The sequence below is a fragment of the Streptomyces sp. NPDC056452 genome, from assembly GCF_042796085.1.
Classification (GTDB): Bacteria; Actinomycetota; Actinomycetes; order Streptomycetales; family Streptomycetaceae; genus Streptomyces.
In genome coordinates this window covers 62,809-83,959 of sequence record NZ_JBHTRI010000008.1, presented here as the reverse complement: position 1 = coordinate 83,959, position 21,151 = coordinate 62,809, and the positions used below count along the sequence as shown (strand labels likewise).

Below are 21,151 nucleotides of genomic sequence, written 5' to 3'. Positions count from 1 at the left end.
CCGGACCACCTCTGACGGGGTCGGCCGGAACCGCTTACTCGAGGTTGGGGAAGTCCCCGTGCACAGTGGAAATTTCAGCCGCAGGCCTCTGTCCGTGGTGCTTGCCGCCGCGGTTGCGACCTTGGTCGCGTTGGCGGCGTTGCTCGTCGCCAACCCGGCTCAGGCTGCTACCAGTGGCGCCTTGCGCGGAGTTGGCTCGGGGCGGTGTCTCGATGTGCCGAACGCCGGCCAGGCCGACGGCACCTACCTGCAGATCTACGACTGCTGGAGTGGGAGCAATCAGCAGTGGACGTCGACGGACAGCAACCAGCTGACCGTGTACGGCAGTAAGTGCCTGGATGTCCCGGGCCACGCCACCGCGGCCGGTACCCGGGTGCAGATCTGGAGTTGCTCCGGCGGTGCGAACCAGCAGTGGCGGGTGGGCTCCGACGGCACGATCGTCGGCGTGGAGTCCGGGCTGTGCCTGAACGTCACGGGCTCCGGTACGGCCAACGGCACGACGGTGGAGATCCAGGCGTGCAACGGTGGCAACAGCCAGAAGTGGACCGGCCTGTCCGGGACGACGCCCCCGCCGGGCGACACGTGCACCCTTCCGTCGACCTACCGGTGGACGTCGACGGGTGTTCTGGCGCAGCCCGCGAACGGTTGGGCCGCGCTGAAGGACTTCACCAGCGTGATGTACAACGGCAAGCACCTGGTCTACGCGTCGAACGTGTCGGGATCGTCGTACGGCTCGATGAGGTTTGCTCCCTTCACGAACTGGTCGGACATGGCTTCGGCCGGCCAGGCCGGGATGAGCCAGGCCGCAGTGGCACCCACACTGTTCTATTTCGCGCCCAAGAACATCTGGGTGCTGGCGTACCAGTGGGGCGCGTCGGCCTTCGTCTACCGCACGTCCGGCGACCCCACCGATCCCAACGGCTGGTCCTCGCCGCAGCCACTCTTCACCGGCAGCATCTCCGGCTCCGGCACCGGCCCGATCGACCAGACCCTGATCGGTGACGGCCAGAACATGTACCTGTTCTTCGCCGGTGACAACGGCAAGATCTACCGGGCGAGCATGCCGATCGGGAACTTCCCGGGCAGCTTCGGCTCGTCGTACACGACGATCATGAGCGACTCGACCAACAACCTGTTCGAGGGGGTGCAGGTCTACAAGGTCCAGGGCCAGAACCAGTACCTCATGATCGTTGAGGCGATAGGTGCGAACGGGCGCTACTTCCGCTCGTTCACGGCCTCCAGCCTGAGCGGTTCGTGGACCCCGCAGGCGAGCAGCGAGAGCAGCCCCTTCGCGGGCAAGGCCAACAGCGGTGCCACCTGGACCAATGACATCAGCCACGGTGACCTGGTCCGCAGCAACCCCGACCAGACCATGACCATCGACCCCTGCAACCTGCAGTTCCTCTACCAGGGCAAGTCCCCCACCGCGGGCGGCCCCTACGACCAACTGCCCTGGCGGCCGGGTGTCCTCACCCTGCAGCGCTGAACCGCCTGATCCACGGTGATCGCGATGTGGTGCGGTCCGCCGGCGCGTAGACGAGCGGTTTACGGCGTGGGCAACCGCACCACCTGGCCGACGCTCGCCGCGTGGAGGAACCCCAGCCGTGCGTCGGATGGGGTTCCTCTTCGGGTCGAAGATGCACTCGGCTGACCGTCGGCGCTGCTCGGAGCAGGTGTCCCGGCTGCGGCTGGGCCGCCGCGTGTCCCATCAACGGCCGAGGTCGACTATCTCTCTGCCTAGCGCATGGAAATCTATGACGGCGAGAGTAGACATTGGGTGGTGTGGTGGCTATGGTTTCTCTCGTAGCCGAGATCGAGCAAGGCCCGGCAGACATGAACTGCCAGGCAGCAGTACACGCAGTTGCAGTGCGCAGGACGGTGCGGTGGTGGAGTTCCGAAGCCAGGGTGGTTGCAGGACGGCGACGGGGCTGACGACCGGACCGGGCGGCCCGAAGGATCAGGGGCTGCCGTGAGCAGGACCTGCAGTTCACGCAGGAGCAGTTCAGCAGGTGCAGTTCGCGGTACCAGCAGTGCGGTTGTCAGTGGTTCCTCGGTAAAGGCGTCGGCTGCGGGCGCGCGTGCCGGGAGGTTCGGCAGTGGGGTTCCAAGCCGGAGCAGGTGCAGGACGGGCGACGGGGCTGGCTGCCGAAGAGTGGCTCTGCCACCAGTAGTTCGCAGTACCAGCAGTACGCAGGTCTCATTCGGTAAGCAGTTCATCCAGAGGGAAAGAACGGAGGAGCCCAGCGCCATCAGGATCGCCCGGGCGGACATCGCAGGGCCCGGGTACCGCAGGACATCGATAGTGAGGTGGTCTCCGGTCAAGCAACCGCGATCCCCGCGTCCCCGACAGCGTTCAGGTCGGGTATGCGGAAACAGAGGGCCGGCGCAGTATCAGGGCCGGTAGATGGTGTAGAAGTTCCTTCGGGGCCCTGGTGCCAGGACGGCACCAGGGCCCCTCAACGCGTTCCGCAGAGAGGTGCAAATGACAGTAAATGACTCGTTCGGCCGTCTCGATGACGACGACTACCCCGCCTACACCATGGGCCGGGCCGCCGAGATGCTCGGCACCACCCAGGGATTCCTCCGCGCCATCGGAGAGGCCCGCCTGATCACCCCGCTCCGCTCCGCGGGCGGCCACCGCCGCTACTCCCGTTATCAGCTGCGCATCGCCGCCCGAGCCCGGGAACTCGTCGATCAGGGCACCCCCATCGAGGCCGCCTGTCGCATCGTCATTCTTGAAGATCAGCTCGAAGAAGCCCAGCGCATCAATGCCGAATACCGCAGGGCCGCCGGGCCGTCCGCGCCGCCCGTGTCCTGAGACGGTGCGCCCCGGTTCTTTCCGAAACGCTGTGCTCCGGGTGGATTAATAGTTGTGACCGCGAGGTGAGGGTTTAACGTGCCGTGCCGGGAGCGTTTTTACCGCACCGAGCAGAATGTAATTGTGTAGCTTACACCGGCGCAAATGGCATGCTACTGTCGATCTCAGTTGCAGTCATGGTTCCCGAACTTCAAGCGCCTCCAACGGTACTTCAACCGTTGGAAGCGTTTTTGTATTTCCGGTCATTCCGGGAGGGGTGTCATCGCGGCGACCCGGCATCCGCGTATCGCGGGTTCCGGCTTACTGCCTCCGAAGGAGATATGACATGGCGTCCGGCACTGTGAAGTGGTTCAACGCGGCAAAGGGTTTCGGCTTCATCGAGCAGGATGGTGGCGGTGCCGATGTGTTCGCCCACTTCTCGAACATCGCCGCCGAGGGCTTCCGTGAATTGCTCGAAGGCCAGAAGGTCACCTTCGACATCGTGCCGAGCCAGAAGGGCCCGACGGCCGAGAACATCGTTCCCGTCTGACGCCGACGCGCGATGTCCGGCTCTGGCCCGCCCCCCGAAGGGTGCGGGCCAGAGCCACACATACCTCTCGTGGACTCGCGTGTGGGAATGTCTTCGCCCGCAGGTAATATCTTTCGCATTCCATTCGGCTCGTCACTCCCCGCGAAATGCCTTACGTGGCGGGAATTCTTTGGTACGTGCCCTGTCGAGGAAGGTTCTGAATGACCCCCGAACCTACGGACGACCACAAGTTCCGCCGCCGGACCAACGGCCCCGCATTCGGCTCACACACCGATCCGGGCCGGAGCGGCCGCGAATCGTCGGCCCCGAGTGAGGGAAAGCCCGTGGGCACGGATATCCGTCGCAGGAACAACATCACCGTCACCGGCCGTGTCGACGGGCCGGTGCTCCTGCTCGCGCACGGGTTCGGCTGTGACCAGAACATGTGGCGCCTGGTGGTTCCCCTGCTGGAAGGGGACTTCCGGCTGGTGCTCTTCGACTACGTGGGCTCCGGCCGCTCGGACCCTTCGGCCTGGAGTGAGCAGCGCTACAGCTCGCTGGAGGGCTACGCCGCGGATGTGTTGGATGTCTGCGAGGAGCTGGACCTGCGGGATGTGATCTTCGTGGGACATTCGGTCAGTGCCATGGTCGGGGTTCTCGCAGCAGCCGAGGCGCCCGAGCGGTTCTCCCGCCTGGTGATGGTGGCTCCGTCGCCCCGCTACATCGATGAGGACGGGTACCGGGGCGGGTTCGGCGCCGACGACATCGCTGAGCTGTTGGAGTCGTTGGAGTCGAACTACCTGGGATGGTCGGCGGCGATGGCTCCCGTGATCATGGGCAACGCGGACCGGCCTGAACTCGGCGAAGAGCTGACCACATCGTTCTGCGCGACGGACCCGGAGATGGCTCGGGTCTTCGCCCGCACGACGTTCCTGTCCGACAGCCGCGAAGACCTCAAGACGGTCGCGGTGCCGACGCTGGTCCTGGAATGCCAGCAGGACGTGATTGCCCCCCGCGAGGTCGGCGCCTACGTCAACGACGCGATCCCGGGCAGTCGCCTGGTCACGCTCGAGGCGACGGGGCACTGCCCCCAACTGAGCGCACCGCAGGCCACCGCGGTGGCGATCACAGACTTCATAGGGGTGGCCCGCTGATGCACCGCAGCGATCAGCATCCGGACAGGGGGCACGGCAGGGAAGCGACAGACGTGGCCTTCACTTCCCTGCTGGAGGACAGCGCGGAGGAGCTGTACGAACAGGCTCCCTGCGGCTACCTGTCGACGCTGATGGACGGCACCATCGCGAAGATCAACACCACACTCCTGGAGTGGCTCGGTCTTTCGCGGCATCAGGTGGTGGGCCGGATGCGGTTCGCCGACCTGCTCACCGTGGGCGGCAAGCTCTACCACGAGACGCACTTCGCCCCGCTGTTGCAGATGAACGGCGAGGTCAGCGGTATCGCCCTGGACATCAAAATCACCGACGGGCAGCGAATGCCGGTGCTCGTCACCTCGAAGGTGAAGACCGGCGACGACGGCGGACCGCTACTCGTCCGCACCACGATCTTCGATGCCCGCGACCGCCGCGCCTACGAGACCGAGCTGCTGCGCGGACGCCAGGCTGCCGAAGAAGCACGCCGTCAGGCCGAGGCCGACCGCGAAAGACTCCAGGAAGCTCTCGCCGTGCTGCAGCAGAGCCTGCTGCCCGCCGAACTGCCCACGATTCCGGGCCTGGAAGCCGCCTCCTACTATCACACCGCGTCACCGGAACTCCTCGGCGGAGACTTCTACGACCTGTTTCCCCTCGACGCGGACCGGTGGGCGTTCTTCCTCGGCGATGTGTGCGGCAAAGGCCCCCAGGCCGCCGCGGTCACCTCACTGACCCGCTACACCCTTCGGGCGGCGGTCCTGCACGATCCGGACCCCGTCACGGTTCTGACCACCCTGAACACCGTGCTGCACGAGCGGTACACCAGCGGCGACACTCGCTACTGCACCGCGATATTCGGCGTCCTGCACCCGGGTGACGAGCACGTCAGTGTGCACCTGGCCTCCGGCGGCCACCCCTCCGCACTGATCCAACGCGCCGACGGCACCGCGCACTACCTGCCCACCCCCGGCGGCATGCTCATCGGCGTCCTGCCCCAGGCGCAGTTCACATCTGCCCGGACCCGGCTCCTGCCCGGCGACACCCTGCTGCTCTACACCGACGGCCTGACCGAAGCCCGCACCGGGCCCGGGCGTGAGCTCTACGGCGACGACGCCCTGCGCACCTTCACGGCCGAACAGTCCGCCGCTGGGCCCGAGGCCCTCATCACCGCTCTGGCCGCGCTCCTCGCCGGCTTCGGCGACGGACTCGACGACGACACCGCGCTACTCGCCCTCGGTGTGCCCGCCCTGCTTCCCCAACCCGCGAGCACCACCTGAGATGAGCCGACTGACGATCACCGTCCACCGGACAGGCACCGGCCCCGTACTGGAGATCACCGGTGACCTCGACCATGCGACGGCACCCGAACTCCGTCAGGCCGTGGACCGCCTCACCCTGGCCAACGGCCACCTGCTGGTCCTGGATCTGACCGGCCTGCAATTCGTCGACTCCAGCGGCATCACCGCTCTGCTTGCCGCACGCAACCTGGCTACGGAACAGGGCGGCGACGTGGCCCTGGCCGCTGTCCCGGCCGACACCGCGCGGATCCTGCGTATCGTCGGCCTGGACCGGGTCTTCACCCTTTACCCCGATGCATCGACCGCCACAGACGGTCCGACCGCATGACCCGTCTCCGCCGCAGCCGGGAAGCAGCCACCGGCCGGTGCCGCAGTGCGCCTGTTGCTTTGCTTCCATCTGCCCCCGGCACGCGGGGTTGCCGTAGAACCCGTTGATGCACAGGGGAGTTGGACGCCTTCCCGGCACGGGCAGTCGGACTGCCGGTGCCGGAACCCTCACCCCGTTGTGCGTGGGCTCACTTGACGGGTTCGAGGCACAGGGTGAAGTCCCGGCCCGCGCCGCCCTGGGTGTAGCGCTGGTACTCGCTGTCGCAGTTTCCGTCCGTGCCGGAGGCGCGGCTGACGACCTTGAACTGGGCTTCGGGGGTGCCGCAGTCCACGATCTCGAACTCGGGATCGCCGACCGATATCACCGCGGTGGCCGACGCGTTGCCGGCGTGCAGGCAGTCACCCGCGTCGGCGGTCGACGCGCCCCCGAACCAGGTCGTGTAGCCGCCGTACACGACGACGCCGGCCACGACGACGGTGACGACTCCCCTGAGGACGCGTTTGACGCTCGAGCGGCGGGCGGGGACCGGCGCGGCGGGTTGTCTGTAGGGGTTCTGGCCGGGCGGCGGCGGAGTGGTCATCGGGTTCCCTTGAGGAGTCGTGGGCAATGTCGATCGGCGGCAGAAAATACCACCATTGACCGACACTGAGACCTCCCTGCGACTCCCGGGGTTCTCCATCACCGGATACGGCGGATACAAGGAACTCGGCATCGCTTTGGCCGTCCTCGGGCTCTCCGTCGTCCTGTGGTTGTACCGCACCAACGTCCAGGACCGCCGTACGAGCAAGGTCAGTGCCCCAGGCCCGCCGAGGCGATCCCGCACGGTGCCCGGGACCGGTTCGACGCGGTCGCCGGGCAACCCGCCGACCCCGGCCTCAGCGGCCAACCGCAGTCTCCCGCTTGATGCGTGACAGCTTCTCGGGGTTGCGGACGGCGTACAGGCTGATGATCCGGCCGTCCTCGATGCGTACCGCCAGGACGCTGTCGATCTCGTCGCCGAGGCAGAGAAGCAAGGCCGGGTGGCCGTTCACCTGCGTCGGTCGCAGCGCCCGGCGACCGTCTCCCGGCCCGAGGGCGATCCGGCCCAGAACTCTGGCCACCGCCACGGCGCCCTCGACCGGCTCCAGCGCGGCCGGCACGACTCCGCCACCGTCGGTCAGCAGGACGACGTCGGGCGCGATCATGTCGAGCAGACGCCGCAGATCACCCGTTTCGAGCGCCTGCTGGAACGCGGTGAGCGCGTCGCGTGTCTCGGCCGGGGACACGACGGCCCGGGGCCGGCGCGCCGAGACATGGGCCCGTGCACGATGGGCGATCTGCCGGACCGCGACGGGCGTCTTGTCGATGGCCTGCGCGATCTCGTCGTACCCGAGATCGAAGACGTCGCGCAGCACGAAGACGGCCCGCTCGGTCGGCGCGAGCGTCTCCAGCACGAGCATCATCGCCATGGAGACGCTGTCGGCCAGCTCGACGTCGTCGGCGACATCGGGAGCTGTCAGCAGAGGTTCGGGCAGCCAGGGGCCGACGTAGGACTCCTTGCGCCGGCGCAGCACGCGCATCCGGGTCAGCGCCTGGCGTGTGGTGATGCGGACCAGGAAGGCGCGAGGGTCCCGGACCGTGGCGTGGTCGATGCCCGCCCAGCGCAGCCACGTCTCCTGAAGGACGTCCTCGGCGTCGGCCGCGGAACCGAGCATCTCGTAGGCAACGGTGAACAGCAGGTTGCGATGGGCGACGAACGCCGCGGTGGCGGAGTCCGTACCCCCGGCGCGAGGGCTGTGCCCGCTCACGCCGGTCGCCGGCTCGGTGCGCTCGTCCATCGTCGGCTCCCGCCAGTCGCGTCCTGTCCGTCTCATGCACAAGTCGCCGCTCCTCACGTCCTTGTGACACAGAAGCGTGGTGGCCTGCGTCACATCGCTGTGCTGTCACAGCACCGGGCCGGCGGGCGACTCATGGGCATCAGGACGCTGCCCGGCTGGTCCGGGCGGCCCACGATCCCACGAGCGAGGACGTTGTGATGGAACCCCGTATGAACCTGTTCGAGAACGAGACCGGTGCCAGGATCGGCAAGCGGATCTTCGCCGTGAGCCAGGTGATCCAGGAGTCGCCGCTGCCCAAGTCCACCCAGGAGCTGGTGCAGTTGCGCGCCAGCCAGATCAACGGCTGCGGCTTCTGCGTCGACATCCACGGCAAGGACGCCGCAGCCGCAGGCGAGACCGCGGCCCGGCTGAACCTGGTCGCCACCTGGCGTCACTCCACCGTGTTCACCGAGGCCGAGCGGGCCGCGCTGGCCCTCACGGAGGAGGGCACCCGCATCATCGACGGCTACGAAGGCGTTTCCGACGAGACCTGGGCCCAGGTCCGCAAGCACTACGACGAGGACCGGACCGTCGCGCTGGTCGCCTTGATCGCCATGATCAACGCGACCAATCGGCTCGGCGTCATGCTCAACAATCAGGGCGGCGCCTACGAGCCCGGCGATCTCGCCGCCATCGCCGGCTGATCACCGTCGACGCCGCCGGGCCGGCCCGCGATCGTCCGATCTCCGGGTCGGCCCGGCGGCAGGGCCGACCCGCCGGTCCCGTAGGACGACCGGCGACACTCCGCCGAGTCCGACTCGCCTCAGTCCTTCGGCAGGCCCACGCGCCGTAGCCAGGACTCGACGTCGGCGCCGGCCTTCCGGACCTCCTCGCCGCGCACGGCGAGTCCTTCACCGATGGTGGCCCCGGGGCAGGAGTCCGCGTAGTCGCGCTCCGTACTGCCGAGACCGCTCATCGCGTACGTCGTGACAGGGAGGACGGTCTTCCCACCGAAGTCGAACGCATCGGTGAACGTCGACATGATCAGGGGGGCGCGAACGTTCCAGATGGGACTCGCCAGCAGCACCGTGCCGAACCGGTCGATCGAGTCCGGGAGTTCGGCGATCGCGGGACGGGCATCGCCCGCCTGCTCGCGGACATTGCGTGCGACGGTCTCCTCGTAGTCGTCGGGGTAGGGGTCGACGGCCTTGATGCGGTGCACGGCGCACCCGATGCGCTCGCTGATCATTCGGGCGAGGACCTCGGTGTTGCCCGTCCTGAGATCGGTGCGCCCGCCGTAGTAGTAGTTCTCGCCCGGCCGGGAGAAGTAGGCCAGCAGCACCCGCTGACCCGGCGTGGCGGACGGGGCGGGGCGCCCGGTGGTCTTCGTGTCCGCCGGTGCGCTCCCGCCGCCCGTTGAAGAGGAGCAGCCGGCTCCCGTCATGACGGTCGTTCCTGCCAGAAGTGCGCCGCGAAGCAGCGCACGGCGTCCTGTCCCGGCCGGCGGGCCTGTTCGTATGTCGGTGATCTTCTGCTCCCGGGGCATTTCAGTCGGTCAGTCGCCGCTTGCCGAGCTGGCCGGCGACGGCCGGGTCCCGGTGGTCGAAGAACAGGGAACTGCCGGTGTCCAGGCCGGCGATGGAGGCCATCTGGTCGTCGGTGAGCTCGAAGTCGAAGACGTCGAAGTTCTCGGCCATGCGGTCCGCGCGAACGGACTTGGGGATGGTGACGATGTCGCGCTGGATCAGCCAGCGGAGCACGACCTGGGCGACGGACTTGTCGTGCGCCTTGCCGATGTCGCTGAGGACGGGGTCGGTGAAGAGGTTGTTCCTGCCTTCGGCGAATCCGCCCCAGGACTGGATCTGAACGCCGTGCTCGCGCATGACGTCCTGGTCGGCGGTGCGCTGGAAGAACGGGTGGGTCTCGATCTGGTTGACCGCGGGCGTCACCTCGTTGTTGCTGAGGAGGTCGACGAGGCGGTCGGGGTAGAAGTTGGCGACGCCGATCGCCTTCGCACGGCCCGCGTGGTGCAGCTTCTCCATGGCCCGCCACTGCCCGTACACGTCGCCGAAGGGCTGGTGCATCAGGTACAGGTCGAGGTGGTCGAGGCCGAGCTTGCGCAGCGACGTTTCGAAGGCGCGCTCCGCGTTGTCCTGCGCGGGCGCGTCCTGGATCCACAGCTTGGTGGTCACGAACAGGTCCTCGCGAGGGATGCCGCTCTTCCTGATCGCGCGGCCGACGGCCTCCTCGTTGCCGTACGCGGCGGCGGTGTCGAGCAGCCGGTAGCCGGCGGCGAGGGCGTCGGTGACGGTCCGCTCGGTGTCCTCCGGCGGGATCTGGAAGACGCCGAAGCCGAGGATCGGCATCTCGACGCCGGTGTTCAGGGTGACGGTCTGCACGGGGGTCTCCTAGATGCGATGCGATGCGATGCGATGCGGGTGGTGCGGGTGGTGCGGGTGGTGCCGTGTGGGGCCTGCACGCCCGGGGCGTGACGGTCAGAAGGTGATGAGGGCCTTGAGGACGCGCCGGTCGGCCATGTCCTGGTAGGCGGCGGGGACTTCGTCCAGGGAGATGGTCCGGTCGAAGACGCGGCGTTGGCCGTCATGGAAGAAGCCGGGCACGGAGGAAGCCGGGCCCGTACGGCGCAGGTCAGCGTTCGAGCATCTGCCGCTGGGCCTCGGTATGGGTGTCACCTGCGGCGGGCGGCAGGCTGCTGAGCTTGTCGAGCTGTTCGGCGGTGAGCTCGACGCCGTCCGCGGCGGTGTTCTCCTCGACCCGGGTCACGCGCTTGGTGCCGGGGATCGGGGCGATGTCGTCGCCCTGGGCGAGCAGCCAGGCCAGGGCCACCTGCGCCGGCGTGGCGCCGACCTCGGCCGCGATGGCCTTGACCTCGTCGGCCAGGCGCAGGTTGTGCTGGAAGTTCTCGCCGGTGAAGCGCGGGTTGTCGCGACGGAAGTCGGTGGCGTCGAACTGGTCGGCGGAGCGGATCGTGCCGGTCAGGAACCCGCGGCCGAGCGGGGAGAACGGCACCAGGCCGATGTTCAGCTCGCGCAGCACCGGCAGCACCCGCTCCTCCACGCCCCGGGTCCACAGGGAGTACTCCGACTGGACGGCCGTGACCGGTTGGACGGCGTGGGCACGGCGGATGGTGTCGGGGCCGGCCTCGGACAGACCGAACGCGCGGACCTTTCCCTCGGCGATCAGCTCGCCCACCGCGCCGGCCGTCTCCTCGACGGGAGTGTTCGGGTCGACCCGGTGCTGGTAGTAGAGGTCGATGTGATCGGTGCCGAGACGACGGAGCGATCCTTCGACGGCGGTGCGAATGTTGGCCGGGCCGCTGTCCAGGTTCCACGCCCCGTCACCGGCATGGGAGACGAGACCGAACTTCGTCGCCAGCACGACCTCGTCGCGACGGCCCTTCAGGGCCCGGCCCAGAAGCTCCTCGTTGGTGTACGGGCCGTAGATCTCCGCAGTGTCGATGAGGCTGACACCGAGCTCCAGCGCGCGATGCACGGTGCGCACGGACTCCGCCTCGTCCGTCCCGGACCCGGTGTAGCCGTGCGACATCCCCATCGCACCCAGACCGATCCGCGACACCTCCAGATCACGCAGCTTGATGGTTTTCATGGTTGTTTCTCCCATTTGTTTGGTTCCTGATGCAGTCTGCTCCGTGGCAGCGCGGCTTCTCCGCTCACACGCGGGCGCCGGGGCGGAGCAGAAGTGCGCCGTCGAACCGGCGGAAGGTGTGAGTGGGCCCGTCATCCACAGTGCCGCTCCGGGCGCCGAACAGGCAGGCCGGGTTTTGCAGGGGAGCGGCCAGCGGGGGTGTGACAGGGCCCCCCTCGCGCATGCCCTCCCGGTGGCGGCGGGGCGACACTGGCACCATGGCACCTGAGCACACGAGCGGTGACGAACTGGCGCGATTCCTGCGCGCCCGCCGCACCCAGACCAGTCCCGGCAGCGTCGGCCTCACACCTGGGCCCGGCGTGCGCCGCACACCTGGACTGCGCCGCGAGGAGCTGGCCACGATCGCCGGGATCAGCATCGACTACTACACCCGCATCGAACGCGGCAAGGAGACCCGGCCCAGCTCCGCGGTGATCGACGCCCTCGCCCGCGCCCTCCGTCTCGACGACGCCGAGCACCACCACCTGCGTGAGCTCGCCGCCCGCGCGGCCCATCACGCTTCCGAGCCGCCGCTCCCGCCGAGCCGGACGGTCCGCCCGCACCTGAAGCTGTTGCTGGAGACGATGCGGCCGAATCCGGCCTACATCGTCAGCCGGAGCATGGACCTGCTCGCCTGGAACACCGGCGGCCTGGCCCTGTACGCGGGAATGGCCGACTGGCCCGCCAACCAGCGGAACCTGGCCCGCTACCTCTTCCTCCATCCCACCGCACGCGAGTTGTTCCCCGACTGGGACACGCAGGTCCGCGGCTGCGTGGCCCGCCTCCGCGCCGAGGCCGGTATGAACCCCGACGCCCCCGACCTCGTCACCTTGGTCGGCGAGCTCCTGCTCAAGAGCCCCGACTTCGCCAGGCTCTGGGAACGCTACGAGGTCATGGGACGGAAGAAGGTCCAGAAGACCTTCCACCATCCTCAGGTCGGTGTGATCACCCTCAGCGGGCAGAGCATGCACATCGAAGGCACACCGGGCCAGCGCCTCGGTGTCTACACGGCCGAACCCGGCTCACCCGATCACGACGCGATGCTCCTGCTCGACATGACCTCGCCCCGGCCCGCCGGGCGTTCGCACACGCAGGCCGAGCAGAACCCGCCCACACAGCCCTGATCGGTTCCCGTCGCCCGAGCCGGCGTCCGGCTCCCGGTGAGACCTCGTGCACTCGGTGCGGCGATGGCGTAGTCAGGCGCGCGGTCCGGCGCCGTGCAGCAGGGTGTCGATGATGCGGGCGGCGAGGGTGTCGGTGTCGACGTCGGTGTCGTCCGGGCTCCCGTGCAGGGACTCCCCGAGCAGTGCGTAGTAGACGCGCCGTACCCAGTGGAGGTCGGCTGCCTCGTCGATGAGCTTGTCCGCCCGGGCCCGTTCCAGCACGGTGATGCAACGCCGGCCGATGTCCTGGTGGAGGGCGGCTGCTTCGCTGTCGGGATCAGCCGGGAGCTCCAGCGCGAACGTCCAGGCGCTCTTCACCTCCAGCACATTGGCCGTGATCCGGTGCAGCGCCACCAGCGGGGGAGCGGTGTCCGGTCGGCCGTCCTCCACGGCTTGGGCGAGTTGTCGGGCGGCGGACGAGGCCAGGGCCTCGATCAGCGCCTGCCGGTGAGCGAAACGCCGGTGGATGGTCGTCCGGGCCACCCCCGCCGCGGTCGCGATCTGCTCCATCGACGCGCCGGGATCCGTGGAGAGCACGCGTTCGGCCGCCTCCAGGATCGCGCGCACGCTGCGCTCCGCGTCCGCCCGCAGCGGCCGTGCGGCTGTCTCACCCATGACGCCTCCCGCTCATCCAGTGCTCCGTGAAACGATACACCGTTGCGTCATCTTTGAAGTAGCTGCATCAGTGCTGTTGCAGTTATGTGGAAAGTGAGTACGCTCCTGTCTCGGTTGTTCGTCGAGTGAAGGAGTCTTCCCATGCACAGTGCAGCGCTCGTCACCGGTGCCTCATCCGGGCTCGGCGCGGAGTTCGCCGCGCAGCTCGCCGCCCGCGGGCACGATCTGATCCTGGTGGCGCGTTCCGAGGACAGACTCACGGCCCTCGCCGAGCGCCTGACCGCGGAGCACGGCATCCGCGCCCATGTCCTGGTCCAGGACCTCGCCGAGCCCGATGCGGCCCGTAGGATCGCCGGCCGGCTCGCCGCCCGTGGCCTGAGCGTCGACCTGCTGGTCAACAACGCCGGGTTCGGCACGTGCGGTCGCTTCGAAAACATAGCCGCCGACCGTGACCACGATCAGCTGATGGTCAACGTCGTCGCGCTCGTCGACCTCACACACGCCCTGCTCCCCGGCATGCTGGAGCGCGGCACCGGCGCGGTCGTGAACGTCGCCTCCACCGCGGCCTTCCAGCCCTCCCCGTACTTCGCCGTCTACAGCGCGGCCAAGGGCTTCGTCCTGAACTTCGGGCTCGCCCTGCGCCAGGAGTACCGCGGCCGTGGCATCCGCGTGCTCACTCTGTGCCCCGGCCCGGTCGACACCCCCTTCTTCGATGCCATCGGCACCCGCAAGGCGGCCGTCAACGGCTCGATGACCACGCCGGAGCCGGTTGTCCGTGCAGCTCTGCGCGCACTCGACCGCGACCGCGGCTACGTCACCCCTGGGCTCGGCAACGCCCTGGCCGCGCATCTGCTGCCGCGCAGGCCGCGCACCCTGGTCGCCGCCATCGCCGAGCGTGTCACCCGCAAAGTCCTCAGCCCCTCGGGCGCGGCCCCGCAGCCGAAGGAGTACGCCGCATGAGTTCCTCCACCGTCCCGGCCGCGGGAGCCGCCGCCGCGATGCTGCTCGTCGGCACCTCGACGGCCGTCTCCGCGACGATCGCCGACTACCCGGTCCTCAGCGGTCAGGCACTGCGCTACGCACTCGCCGCGGCGATCCTCCTCGCCGTCGTACGCCACCAGCGCTTACCCCGCGTCGGCCTGACGCCCCGTGACTTCCTGCTCCTGGCGGCGCTGGCCGCCACCGGTCTGGCCGGCTTCAACATCTTCCTGGTCGAGGCCACCCGGCACGCGAGCCCCGCCATGATCGGCACCGTGGTCGGAGCGATCCCCGTCGTCCTTGCCCTTGCCGGGCCGTTGACGCAACGCCGCAGACCGGCCGCCCGCACCGTCGGCGCCGCCGCTGTCGTGACCCTGGGCGCCGCGGTCGCCGCCGGGCTCGGTGGCGGCAGTCTGCACGGCGTGCTGCTGTCACTGGGAGCGCTCGCCGGCGAAGTCGCCTTCTCGCTGCTCGCTCTTCCCCTGCTGCCCAAGCTCGGGCCCTTGAGGGTCGCCGCCTATCCGGCGGCACTGTCCGTGCCCATGCTGCTGGCCGCGAGCCTCGCCCTGGACGGCGCGAGCTCCCTGCGCCTGCCCACCTCCACCGAAGCGGCCGCCTTCGGCTACCTCGGCGCACTCGTCACAGCTACCGCCTTCTTCCTCTGGTACGACGCGCTGCGCCGACTGGGCGCCGAACGTGCCGGACTCTTCGCCGGACTCGTCCCGGTGGGTGCACTTCTCACCACCCTCGCACTCGGGCTCGGCGAGGTGGGGCCCGCAGACGTGATCGGAGCCGTGCTCGTCGCCGCAGGCGTCGTCATCGGGCTGCGGGGGCCGGTGCCCGCCGGCGGGGCGGGGCGGGGCGGCCCTCGTGCCCGGCGGCTCCGACGGGAGGGCGTCACGGATGCCGCCGAGGCACGCGGCTCGGTCAGGCAGGCAGCCATCCCTTGCGTACAGCTTGGATGCCCGCCCGGAAGCGGGTCTCGGCCTTCAGGTCCGCCATCATTCGGCTGATCCTGCGACGGACCGTGTGAACGTGCAGGTCAAGCCGGACTCCGGGTCCGTCCGGCTGCCGTGTCGGTCAGGCCCCAGCAGCGCCTCGTAGAAGGCAAGTTCGCTGTCTCCCAGGCCGGGGGTCCGCCACTGCCCGCTCGCCTGATCCATGCCTTGATCACACCCTGACCGGCCCGGCCGGGTCATGAGGAGCGCCATGCAATCGAAGAAAGACGTGAACCCTCCGGGCAGGGCCCGGAGGGTCGGCGGGACGGCTTCGGGGCCGTCCCGTGTCCTGGCGGGAGCCGGGTGTTGCGCCGGCTCCCGCCAGGACGGGTCGCGGGGGTGACGTCAGGACAGTTTGAACGTGGTCATCTGGTGGATGGCGTTGTTCGGGCTGAGGACGCGCGAGCCAAGCTCCTGAGCCATGCGGTCGTAACCGTTGATGTCGAAGTTGAGCGAGATCATCTCCTCCGCCCCGTCACCGTCGAGGTCCACCGCGAGGTACTCGCGGCCCCCCGAGGCGCTGCCCGTGCCGAGCGAGCCGCTGAAGGCGCCCCCGCTGGTGAGGATCGCAGGGTCCCAAACCCCTACGCCGCCCTCCATGCCACCGGCCAGCAGCTTCCGCCCGCCGGGACCGGTGATGAACTGCGTGGTGCGCAGCGGTGCGGAGGTCGAACCCTTGCCGTTCTGGCCGTCGGGGCCGAAGATCCGGATGGTGCCGAAGCTCGTGGCGAGCAGACCGTCGCTGTCGTCACCGGTGAAGAAGTTGCCGTGCGACCAGGGGCTGCCGGTCTGCTTCTGGTGCAGCAGCTCGCCGGTGCGGCCGTCCCGGATCTCCACGATGACAGTGGCGCTCGCGGCCTCCGTCGAGCTGAAGTCGGGCGCGGCCGACACGATCCACGTGTAGGCGACCGCATGCCCGTCCGCGTAGGGGATCTTCGGCGAGGCGAAGACGCCGTGGTCGAGCAGTGCGCCGTGCAGCTTCCCGTCCACGGCCACGGCCGGGGCCTTGGGGGCCGCCGTCCAGCGCACCGCACCGCTCCTGCCGTTGAGCGCGACACCGTCCGCCACGGCTTCGTCGAGGTTCAGCGCGCCGACGCTGGTGTACTGGGCGTACACCTGGCCGTCGGCGACCGTCGTGTCGGAGAAGACCACGTCCCCGGCGCTCGCGGGCGCCGCGTACGTCCACATCTTCTTGCCGGAGCCCTTGTAGGCGCGCAGCGCGTCGGTCGGGACGAGGACCTCGGCCTTGCCCTTGCCGTCGACATCGGCCACGGTGACCGAGCGGACGTACGCGCCGCCGCCGTCGATGGTGCTCAGGACCTTGCCGGTACGCCCGTCGAGGACGACGGTCGCGGTGTCCGCGGCGACGATGACCTCAGGGTTGCTGTCGCCGGTCACGTCGCCGGTCTCGATGGCGTGCACCTGACCGGGGACCGTGGCCTGCCACAGCTTCTTCGGCGTGCCGTCGAGCAGCGAGGTGCCGGAGTAGGCCCACACGCCGCGTGACGTGCCGCCGGCGACGACGTCGGGCTTCTTGTCACCGTCGACGTCGAGCGCCTTGGCGGACGACAGATCGCCCTGGAGCGGTGTCAGGCGCTGCTGCGTGCCCTTGCCCAGGTCGAAGTCGCGGACGTTCTGCTCCAGGTCGACGACCCGGACGTGCGCGCCGCCCTTGTCGCTGAACAACTGCTGGAACATCGGCGAGGCGGAGTTGTCCTCGTGCTCCCAGCGCACGTCACCGTCGCCGTTGAACACGGTGAGCCTGGCAAGTCGGCCACCGCCGGAGTTGTCGGCCGTGAAGACCGCCTTGTCGCTCTGCGAGGAGGTGACCAGGCGGCCGGCCGTCACGTCAAGACGCCAGGTGCTGGCGCCGTCCCCGACGTTGTCCGCATCCCGCTTGACGGTGCGCGACCACAGGGCGCTGTCCGGGCTGTTGCCGTCGAGGACCCGGACCGTGCTCGCGTTCACGTAGAGCAGGGGGTCGAAGGTGGACTCGGCGACCACGTACTCGGTCTTCGCGTCGCCCCGCAGGTCGCCGACCGTCATGGCCGTCGGCAGAACGTTGGACCGGCCGTCCAGGGTGGCGCGTGCGCCACCGCCCAGGGCGTACGAGGCGATCTCGTAGCGCACGCCGTCCGTGGAGTCGGTCTGCTCCAGGGCGACGACCCGCTTGCGGGTGGCATCGAGGTGCAGCTGGCGGCTGTACAGGGTGCTGTCGCTGTGCCAGGTGACGGACCCGTCGGCCGCGTCCATCACGAGGGTGCGGCTGCTGCCCGGCGCCGTCGCCGTCTTCCGCAGGTTCCAGGAGGCCGCGAGCCTGCCGTCACCGGCGTCCTCCAGCGCTCCCCAGGAGCCCCCGGTCTGCTGGGTGTCGTACGTCCACGTCGACGCGGGGGTCAGCGTGCCGTCGGCGTACGAGAAGCGGATCCCGCTGAGCGTGGCCGTCTCGGCCGCCGGGGCGTTCTGGTTGTACGCCGGCGTGTTGGCGACGAGCAGCGTGCCGTCGACGACCTTGACCGCGGTGACCTGCGAGTAGACCTTCGACCAGAGCGTCCTGCCGCTCTTGCCGTCGAGGACCGTCACGAACGTGCCCGTCGGCAGCGAGGAGCCGGGCGAGGTGAACGGCCGGTAGGGCGAACTGCCGACGCTCGCCGAGAAGACGACGTCGGGCGTGCCGTCGCCGGTCAGGTCGGCGGTGTCGAAGCCCTGGTCGGAGGCGGCCGTGAACGGGCTCACCGCGTTGTAGCCCATCAGGATGCGCGCCGGGTACGGCTCGGTCTGCCACACCCGCAGCGGCTTGACCTGCCAGTCCGCGTACAGGGACGCGTTGGTGCGCGCCCAGGCCGTGGTGCCGTCGGCCTTGTGCAGCTGCACGTTGCCGAGGCTGTGCAGGGTGAAGTAGCTGCCGTCGGAGCCGGCCGGGACGGTCGCGCCGACGCCGCGGACACCCTCCAGGGCGGACTTGCCGGTGAAGGTGACGGGGGTCGCCGCGGTGGTCCCGGAACCGGAGCCCGCCGTGGCGTCGGACGAACCGGTGTCGGCCGGGTCGCCCTCCTGGTCACCTGCGTTGACGGACTTCAGGCTGTCGCCGTAGACGTCGACCTGCACGCGCTCGGCCAGTGTCTCGGCCTGCTGGCTGGTCAGCTTCATCGCAGAACCGTCGTCGCCGGCGGCGAGCGCGTGCGGCGCTGCCGTCAGGGCGAGGCCGGCCGCGACCAGGCCGGAGGCGAGCCGGAGGGCCCGCCGGGAAGTGTGGGTTCTCATCACTAGGCTCCCTGGGCGATGCGGATGGCCGAGCCGTTCGTCAGCACCGACTGGTTGAAGGAGTACTGGAGGGCGTCGGTACCGGACTGGTTCTCGATGCCGACGGTGGCCTTGCCACCGTTGCCCGGGACGGTCTGGTACTGGAAGGTGATCGCGCCGGTGGCCTCGTCGAAGACCGCCTCGAAGGTGACGCGGGTCGAGGAGCCGTCGGCGACGAGGGCGTTGTTCCACACGACCGCGAAGCTGCGGGCGCCGATCCTGCCGGTGGTGGCCGTCTGCACGCTCGACTTCTTGTCGAGGGTCAGGTCGTCCCAGAACGGGGCGACGACGCCGTCGGGCTTCGCCGTCGACGGCAGGGCCGTGTTGGTGTAGTCGCCGACGCGCGGCGCCAGGAAGTTGATCATGCCGTTCGTGGTCACGGCGGCGCTGGAGTACGAGACGCCGTACAGCTTCACCGGGAAGGGCAGCGCGATGTTCTTCGCGTCCTCGTCCCCGCTGAGGGCGACCTTGTCGGCGCCCTTGATCCAGGAGTACGTGCCCGGGGTGCAGGTGTTGCCGTGGAAGTCGGCGCGGGCCGGCAGCCGGACGCTTAGCGACTCGTCGCCGTCGACGGTCAGCGCGGTGGTGCGCACACCGTTGCACAGCACGGGCGCGGCGGGCGTCGTGGTCAGCGAGTACGAGCCCTCGGCGACCTGCGGCAGGGTGAAGCGGCCGGACGCGTCCGTGGTGACCTGGGGTACCGGGACGCCGTCGACGGCGACGGTGGCCTTGGCGAGCGGCTTGCCGGTGACGTCGAGGACGGTACCGGTCACGGGGTGCATCGGGACGGCGTCGAGCGTGACGTCCTGCGTGAGGTCCTGGCCCTCGGTGACGTCGAGGCCCTTGACCGAGCCCATGGCGTAGCCGTAGCCGCCGTACGAGATGTCGTACGTGCCCGGGGCCAGGGTCAGCCGGTAGGAACCGGCGGCGTTGGTGGTCGTGGTGCGGTTGGTGTCGGCGTTGGTCGCCTTCACGGTGACGCCGGACAGCGCGGAACCGGCCTCGGTGGTGACCTTGCCGGTCACGGTGCCCGCGGTGTGCGGGGCCTTGTTGACGGAGGCGAGGATGTCGAGCTTGCCCTCGCCCCACACGTTGTTCATACCGGCGGTGCCGCCGCAGTGCGTGTCGTCGACGTCCGTCGCGCCCTCGTTGAGGAGCGCGCGGGTGCCGTCGATGTCACCGATGAGGGCGGGGGCCGACGACCACAGCAGGGCCACGGCGCCCGCGACGTGCGGGGTCGCCATCGACGTACCGTTGATGGCCTTGTACGTGCTGCCCGGCCAGGTCGAGCGGATGTTGACGCCCGGGGCCGAGATGTTCGGCTTCGCCGAACCGTCGACCAGCGACGGGCCGAAGCCGGAGAAGTTGGCGATCTTGCCGGTGGAGTCGTAGGCGCCGACGCCGTAGGCGGGTGCCTGCGCACCCGGGGCCTTCGTGGTGGAGCAGGTCGTGCCGTCGCCGTCGTTGCCGGCGGCGAACGCCTCGAAGATCCCGGCCGCGTTCCATGCCTCGACGATGTCCTGGTAGAACGTCGTGTTGCCGCCGCCCCAGGAGTTGTTGACGATGTCGGGGGCCAGGTCGGGACGCGGGTTCTGGCCGTCGCGGTCGGTCGGCGCGAGGATCCACTGGCCGGCCGCCAGCAGCGACGCGTCGGAGCAGGAGGACGTCTCGCAGCCCTTCGCGGCGATCCACGTGGCGTTCGGCGCGACGCCGATGCCGTTCGCGGCGACCATCGTGCCCATGGTGTGGGTGCCGTGGCCGTTGTTGTCGCACGGGAGGCCGCTCGTGCCGCACTCGCCGGTCGGGTCGTAGAAGTTGTAGTCGTGCGTGAAGCTGCCGTCGCCGTTGTTCCCGCGGTAGTTGCCGACGAGGTCGGGGTGGTCGAACTGCACTCCCGAATCGACGTTGGCGATGACGATGCCCTCGCCGCGGTTGTTGTACTGGGACCAGACCTGATCGGCCTTGATGTCCTTGACGCCCCACTCGGGGGTGCCGTCCTCCTCCGTGGTGGCAGCGGCGGCCTCGACCCCGCTGTCCGCGCTCTCGATGTCGTCGAGCCTGTAGTGCTGCTCCTTGACGATCTTCGCCACGTCCGGGCGCTTCGCGAGCTCGTCGACGAGCTGCTTGTCACCGCTGACGTAGACGGCGTTCGCTATCCAGAAGTCCTGGTGGCCGACCTTCTTCCTGTCGAGGAAGGTGTTGAGCGAGCGCTGGCTGTCCGAGGCCTTGGCGCGCAGCTTGCCGTACGCGGACTTCGCCCGGTCGTGTGCGGGCCTGGTCTTGGCAGCAGACAGGTCGGCCTGGTCCTTGAGGACGACGAAGAAAGATGCTTCGCCGCCCTTGTCCACGGCTGTCAGCAGGGACGAGTCGATCTTCGGGGAGGGCGCGTCAGCTGCGGCTGCCGCTGTGGCCGCGGGCAGCGGGCCGATCAGCAGGGTGGTCGCGGTGAGGGCAGCCGCCGCCCACGCGGCACGTCGGTGCCGGGGCAGTCGTGGCAGGTGCATCGAGGTAAACCTCCGGAAACGGTACGGA

Annotated in this window: 20 protein-coding genes; 11 read left to right on the top strand and 9 right to left on the bottom strand. The window is 69.2% G+C overall.

Annotation, left to right across the window (positions count from 1 at the left end; translation table 11 throughout):
• Window positions 1–58 precede the first annotated feature (58 nt).
• The 6 genes from ACFQ6X_RS10515 (at window position 59) to ACFQ6X_RS10490 (ending at window position 6,100) form a co-directional block, all read left to right on the top strand.
• Window positions 59–1,486 carry a non-reducing end alpha-L-arabinofuranosidase family hydrolase gene (locus tag ACFQ6X_RS10515; RefSeq protein WP_383179000.1) on the top strand — a complete coding sequence of 476 codons (1,428 nt, stop codon included), beginning with the start codon at window positions 59–61 and terminating at the stop codon, window positions 1,484–1,486.
• Window positions 1,487–2,482: 996 nt separating this feature from the next.
• Window positions 2,483–2,818: a MerR family transcriptional regulator gene (locus ACFQ6X_RS10510; protein WP_383178997.1), complete on the top strand. Its 336-nt coding sequence runs from the start codon at window positions 2,483–2,485 to the stop codon at window positions 2,816–2,818.
• Window positions 2,819–3,143: 325 nt separating this feature from the next.
• Entirely contained in the window at window positions 3,144–3,347 is a 204-nt protein-coding gene (locus ACFQ6X_RS10505) for a cold-shock protein (RefSeq protein WP_383178994.1), read from the top strand.
• Between the two features lie 200 nt (window positions 3,348–3,547).
• Window positions 3,548–4,480 (top strand): alpha/beta fold hydrolase, encoded by a 933-nt coding sequence (locus ACFQ6X_RS10500; RefSeq protein ID WP_383178991.1) that lies wholly within the window; start codon window positions 3,548–3,550, stop codon window positions 4,478–4,480.
• Complete coding sequence (locus ACFQ6X_RS10495; RefSeq protein WP_383178988.1) at window positions 4,480–5,751, top strand: PP2C family protein-serine/threonine phosphatase; 1,272 nt, start codon at window positions 4,480–4,482, stop codon at window positions 5,749–5,751. The genes ACFQ6X_RS10500 and ACFQ6X_RS10495 overlap by 1 nt, the downstream gene beginning before the upstream one ends.
• Window position 5,752: 1 nt before the next feature.
• Window positions 5,753–6,100 carry an STAS domain-containing protein gene (locus ACFQ6X_RS10490; protein ID WP_383178985.1) on the top strand — a complete coding sequence of 116 codons (348 nt, stop codon included), beginning with the start codon at window positions 5,753–5,755 and terminating at the stop codon, window positions 6,098–6,100.
• A gap of 187 nt (window positions 6,101–6,287) precedes the next feature.
• Here the strand turns inward: ACFQ6X_RS10490 and ACFQ6X_RS10485 are convergent, their stop codons facing one another.
• Window positions 6,288–6,680 (bottom strand): hypothetical protein, encoded by a 393-nt coding sequence (locus ACFQ6X_RS10485; protein ID WP_383178982.1) that lies wholly within the window; start codon window positions 6,678–6,680, stop codon window positions 6,288–6,290.
• Between the two features lie 55 nt (window positions 6,681–6,735).
• Here ACFQ6X_RS10485 and ACFQ6X_RS10480 point away from each other — a divergent pair, with 55 nt between their 5' ends.
• Complete coding sequence (locus ACFQ6X_RS10480; RefSeq protein WP_383178979.1) at window positions 6,736–7,011, top strand: hypothetical protein; 276 nt, start codon at window positions 6,736–6,738, stop codon at window positions 7,009–7,011.
• Here ACFQ6X_RS10480 and ACFQ6X_RS10475 read toward each other — a convergent pair.
• Window positions 6,976–7,917, bottom strand: a complete 942-nt coding sequence (locus tag ACFQ6X_RS10475; protein ID WP_383179308.1) for an RNA polymerase sigma-70 factor — start codon at window positions 7,915–7,917, stop codon at window positions 6,976–6,978. The genes ACFQ6X_RS10480 and ACFQ6X_RS10475 overlap by 36 nt on opposite strands.
• Window positions 7,918–8,114: 197 nt before the next feature.
• Between ACFQ6X_RS10475 and ACFQ6X_RS10470 the strand changes: the two genes are divergently transcribed.
• Window positions 8,115–8,600, top strand: coding sequence for a carboxymuconolactone decarboxylase family protein (locus ACFQ6X_RS10470; protein ID WP_383178976.1), 486 nt, complete (start codon window positions 8,115–8,117; stop codon window positions 8,598–8,600).
• A gap of 119 nt (window positions 8,601–8,719) precedes the next feature.
• Here the strand turns inward: ACFQ6X_RS10470 and ACFQ6X_RS10465 are convergent, their stop codons facing one another.
• The 4 genes from ACFQ6X_RS10465 to ACFQ6X_RS10450 all read right to left on the bottom strand — a co-directional run bounded on the left by ACFQ6X_RS10465 (window position 8,720) and on the right by ACFQ6X_RS10450 (window position 11,523).
• On the bottom strand, window positions 8,720–9,340 hold the full coding sequence (locus ACFQ6X_RS10465; RefSeq protein ID WP_383178973.1) for a flavodoxin: 621 nt from the start codon (window positions 9,338–9,340) through the stop codon (window positions 8,720–8,722).
• 103 nt (window positions 9,341–9,443) lie between these two features.
• Entirely contained in the window at window positions 9,444–10,295 is an 852-nt protein-coding gene (locus tag ACFQ6X_RS10460) for an aldo/keto reductase (protein ID WP_383178970.1), read from the bottom strand.
• Between the two features lie 96 nt (window positions 10,296–10,391).
• Complete coding sequence (locus ACFQ6X_RS10455) at window positions 10,392–10,517, bottom strand: hypothetical protein (RefSeq protein ID WP_383178967.1); 126 nt, start codon at window positions 10,515–10,517, stop codon at window positions 10,392–10,394.
• Between the two features lie 28 nt (window positions 10,518–10,545).
• A complete protein-coding gene (locus ACFQ6X_RS10450) occupies window positions 10,546–11,523 on the bottom strand; it encodes an aldo/keto reductase (protein WP_383178964.1) in 978 nt (325 codons plus the stop codon).
• Window positions 11,524–11,780: 257 nt separating this feature from the next.
• Here ACFQ6X_RS10450 and ACFQ6X_RS10445 point away from each other — a divergent pair, with 257 nt between their 5' ends.
• A complete protein-coding gene (locus ACFQ6X_RS10445) occupies window positions 11,781–12,686 on the top strand; it encodes a helix-turn-helix transcriptional regulator (protein ID WP_383178961.1) in 906 nt (301 codons plus the stop codon).
• Window positions 12,687–12,758: 72 nt separating this feature from the next.
• On the opposite strand, the gene ACFQ6X_RS10440 is transcribed toward ACFQ6X_RS10445, so the two are convergent.
• Window positions 12,759–13,340 (bottom strand): helix-turn-helix domain-containing protein, encoded by a 582-nt coding sequence (locus ACFQ6X_RS10440; protein WP_329206578.1) that lies wholly within the window; start codon window positions 13,338–13,340, stop codon window positions 12,759–12,761.
• 141 nt (window positions 13,341–13,481) lie between these two features.
• On the opposite strand from ACFQ6X_RS10440, the gene ACFQ6X_RS10435 reads away from it, so the two are divergent.
• Both ACFQ6X_RS10435 and ACFQ6X_RS10430 read left to right on the top strand, forming a co-directional pair.
• Window positions 13,482–14,300, top strand: coding sequence for an SDR family NAD(P)-dependent oxidoreductase (locus ACFQ6X_RS10435; RefSeq protein ID WP_383178957.1), 819 nt, complete (start codon window positions 13,482–13,484; stop codon window positions 14,298–14,300).
• A complete protein-coding gene (locus tag ACFQ6X_RS10430; protein WP_383178954.1) occupies window positions 14,297–15,331 on the top strand; it encodes a DMT family transporter in 1,035 nt (344 codons plus the stop codon). Before ACFQ6X_RS10435 ends, ACFQ6X_RS10430 begins: the two co-directional genes overlap by 4 nt.
• Window positions 15,332–15,661: 330 nt before the next feature.
• Here the strand turns inward: ACFQ6X_RS10430 and ACFQ6X_RS10425 are convergent, their stop codons facing one another.
• Window positions 15,662–18,580, bottom strand: a complete 2,919-nt coding sequence (locus tag ACFQ6X_RS10425; RefSeq protein WP_383178951.1) for an FG-GAP repeat domain-containing protein — start codon at window positions 18,578–18,580, stop codon at window positions 15,662–15,664.
• Window positions 18,581–18,582: 2 nt separating this feature from the next.
• Window positions 18,583–21,123 (bottom strand): S8 family serine peptidase, encoded by a 2,541-nt coding sequence (locus tag ACFQ6X_RS10420; RefSeq protein ID WP_383178948.1) that lies wholly within the window; start codon window positions 21,121–21,123, stop codon window positions 18,583–18,585.
• Window positions 21,124–21,151: the final 28 nt, after the last annotated feature.

What these genes read in the sequence shown, in the direction of transcription:
- ACFQ6X_RS10510 (WP_383178997.1), top strand. Translation starts at nt 2,483, where the DNA reads ATGACAGTAAATGACTCGTTCGGCCGTCTCGATGACGACGACTACCCC.
- ACFQ6X_RS10505 (WP_383178994.1), top strand. Translation starts at nt 3,144, where the DNA reads ATGGCGTCCGGCACTGTGAAGTGGTTCAACGCGGCAAAGGGTTTCGGC.
- ACFQ6X_RS10500 (WP_383178991.1), top strand. Translation starts at nt 3,548, where the DNA reads ATGACCCCCGAACCTACGGACGACCACAAGTTCCGCCGCCGGACCAAC.
- ACFQ6X_RS10495 (WP_383178988.1), top strand. Translation starts at nt 4,480, where the DNA reads ATGCACCGCAGCGATCAGCATCCGGACAGGGGGCACGGCAGGGAAGCG.
- ACFQ6X_RS10490 (WP_383178985.1), top strand. Translation starts at nt 5,753, where the DNA reads ATGAGCCGACTGACGATCACCGTCCACCGGACAGGCACCGGCCCCGTA.
- ACFQ6X_RS10485 (WP_383178982.1), bottom strand. Translation starts at nt 6,680, where the DNA reads ATGACCACTCCGCCGCCGCCCGGCCAGAACCCCTACAGACAACCCGCC.
- ACFQ6X_RS10475 (WP_383179308.1), bottom strand. Translation starts at nt 7,917, where the DNA reads ATGGACGAGCGCACCGAGCCGGCGACCGGCGTGAGCGGGCACAGCCCT.
- ACFQ6X_RS10470 (WP_383178976.1), top strand. Translation starts at nt 8,115, where the DNA reads ATGGAACCCCGTATGAACCTGTTCGAGAACGAGACCGGTGCCAGGATC.
- ACFQ6X_RS10465 (WP_383178973.1), bottom strand. Translation starts at nt 9,340, where the DNA reads ATGACGGGAGCCGGCTGCTCCTCTTCAACGGGCGGCGGGAGCGCACCG.
- ACFQ6X_RS10450 (WP_383178964.1), bottom strand. Translation starts at nt 11,523, where the DNA reads ATGAAAACCATCAAGCTGCGTGATCTGGAGGTGTCGCGGATCGGTCTG.
- ACFQ6X_RS10445 (WP_383178961.1), top strand. Translation starts at nt 11,781, where the DNA reads ATGGCACCTGAGCACACGAGCGGTGACGAACTGGCGCGATTCCTGCGC.
- ACFQ6X_RS10440 (WP_329206578.1), bottom strand. Translation starts at nt 13,340, where the DNA reads ATGGGTGAGACAGCCGCACGGCCGCTGCGGGCGGACGCGGAGCGCAGC.
- ACFQ6X_RS10435 (WP_383178957.1), top strand. Translation starts at nt 13,482, where the DNA reads ATGCACAGTGCAGCGCTCGTCACCGGTGCCTCATCCGGGCTCGGCGCG.
- ACFQ6X_RS10430 (WP_383178954.1), top strand. Translation starts at nt 14,297, where the DNA reads ATGAGTTCCTCCACCGTCCCGGCCGCGGGAGCCGCCGCCGCGATGCTG.
- ACFQ6X_RS10425 (WP_383178951.1), bottom strand. Translation starts at nt 18,580, where the DNA reads ATGAGAACCCACACTTCCCGGCGGGCCCTCCGGCTCGCCTCCGGCCTG.
- ACFQ6X_RS10420 (WP_383178948.1), bottom strand. Translation starts at nt 21,123, where the DNA reads ATGCACCTGCCACGACTGCCCCGGCACCGACGTGCCGCGTGGGCGGCG.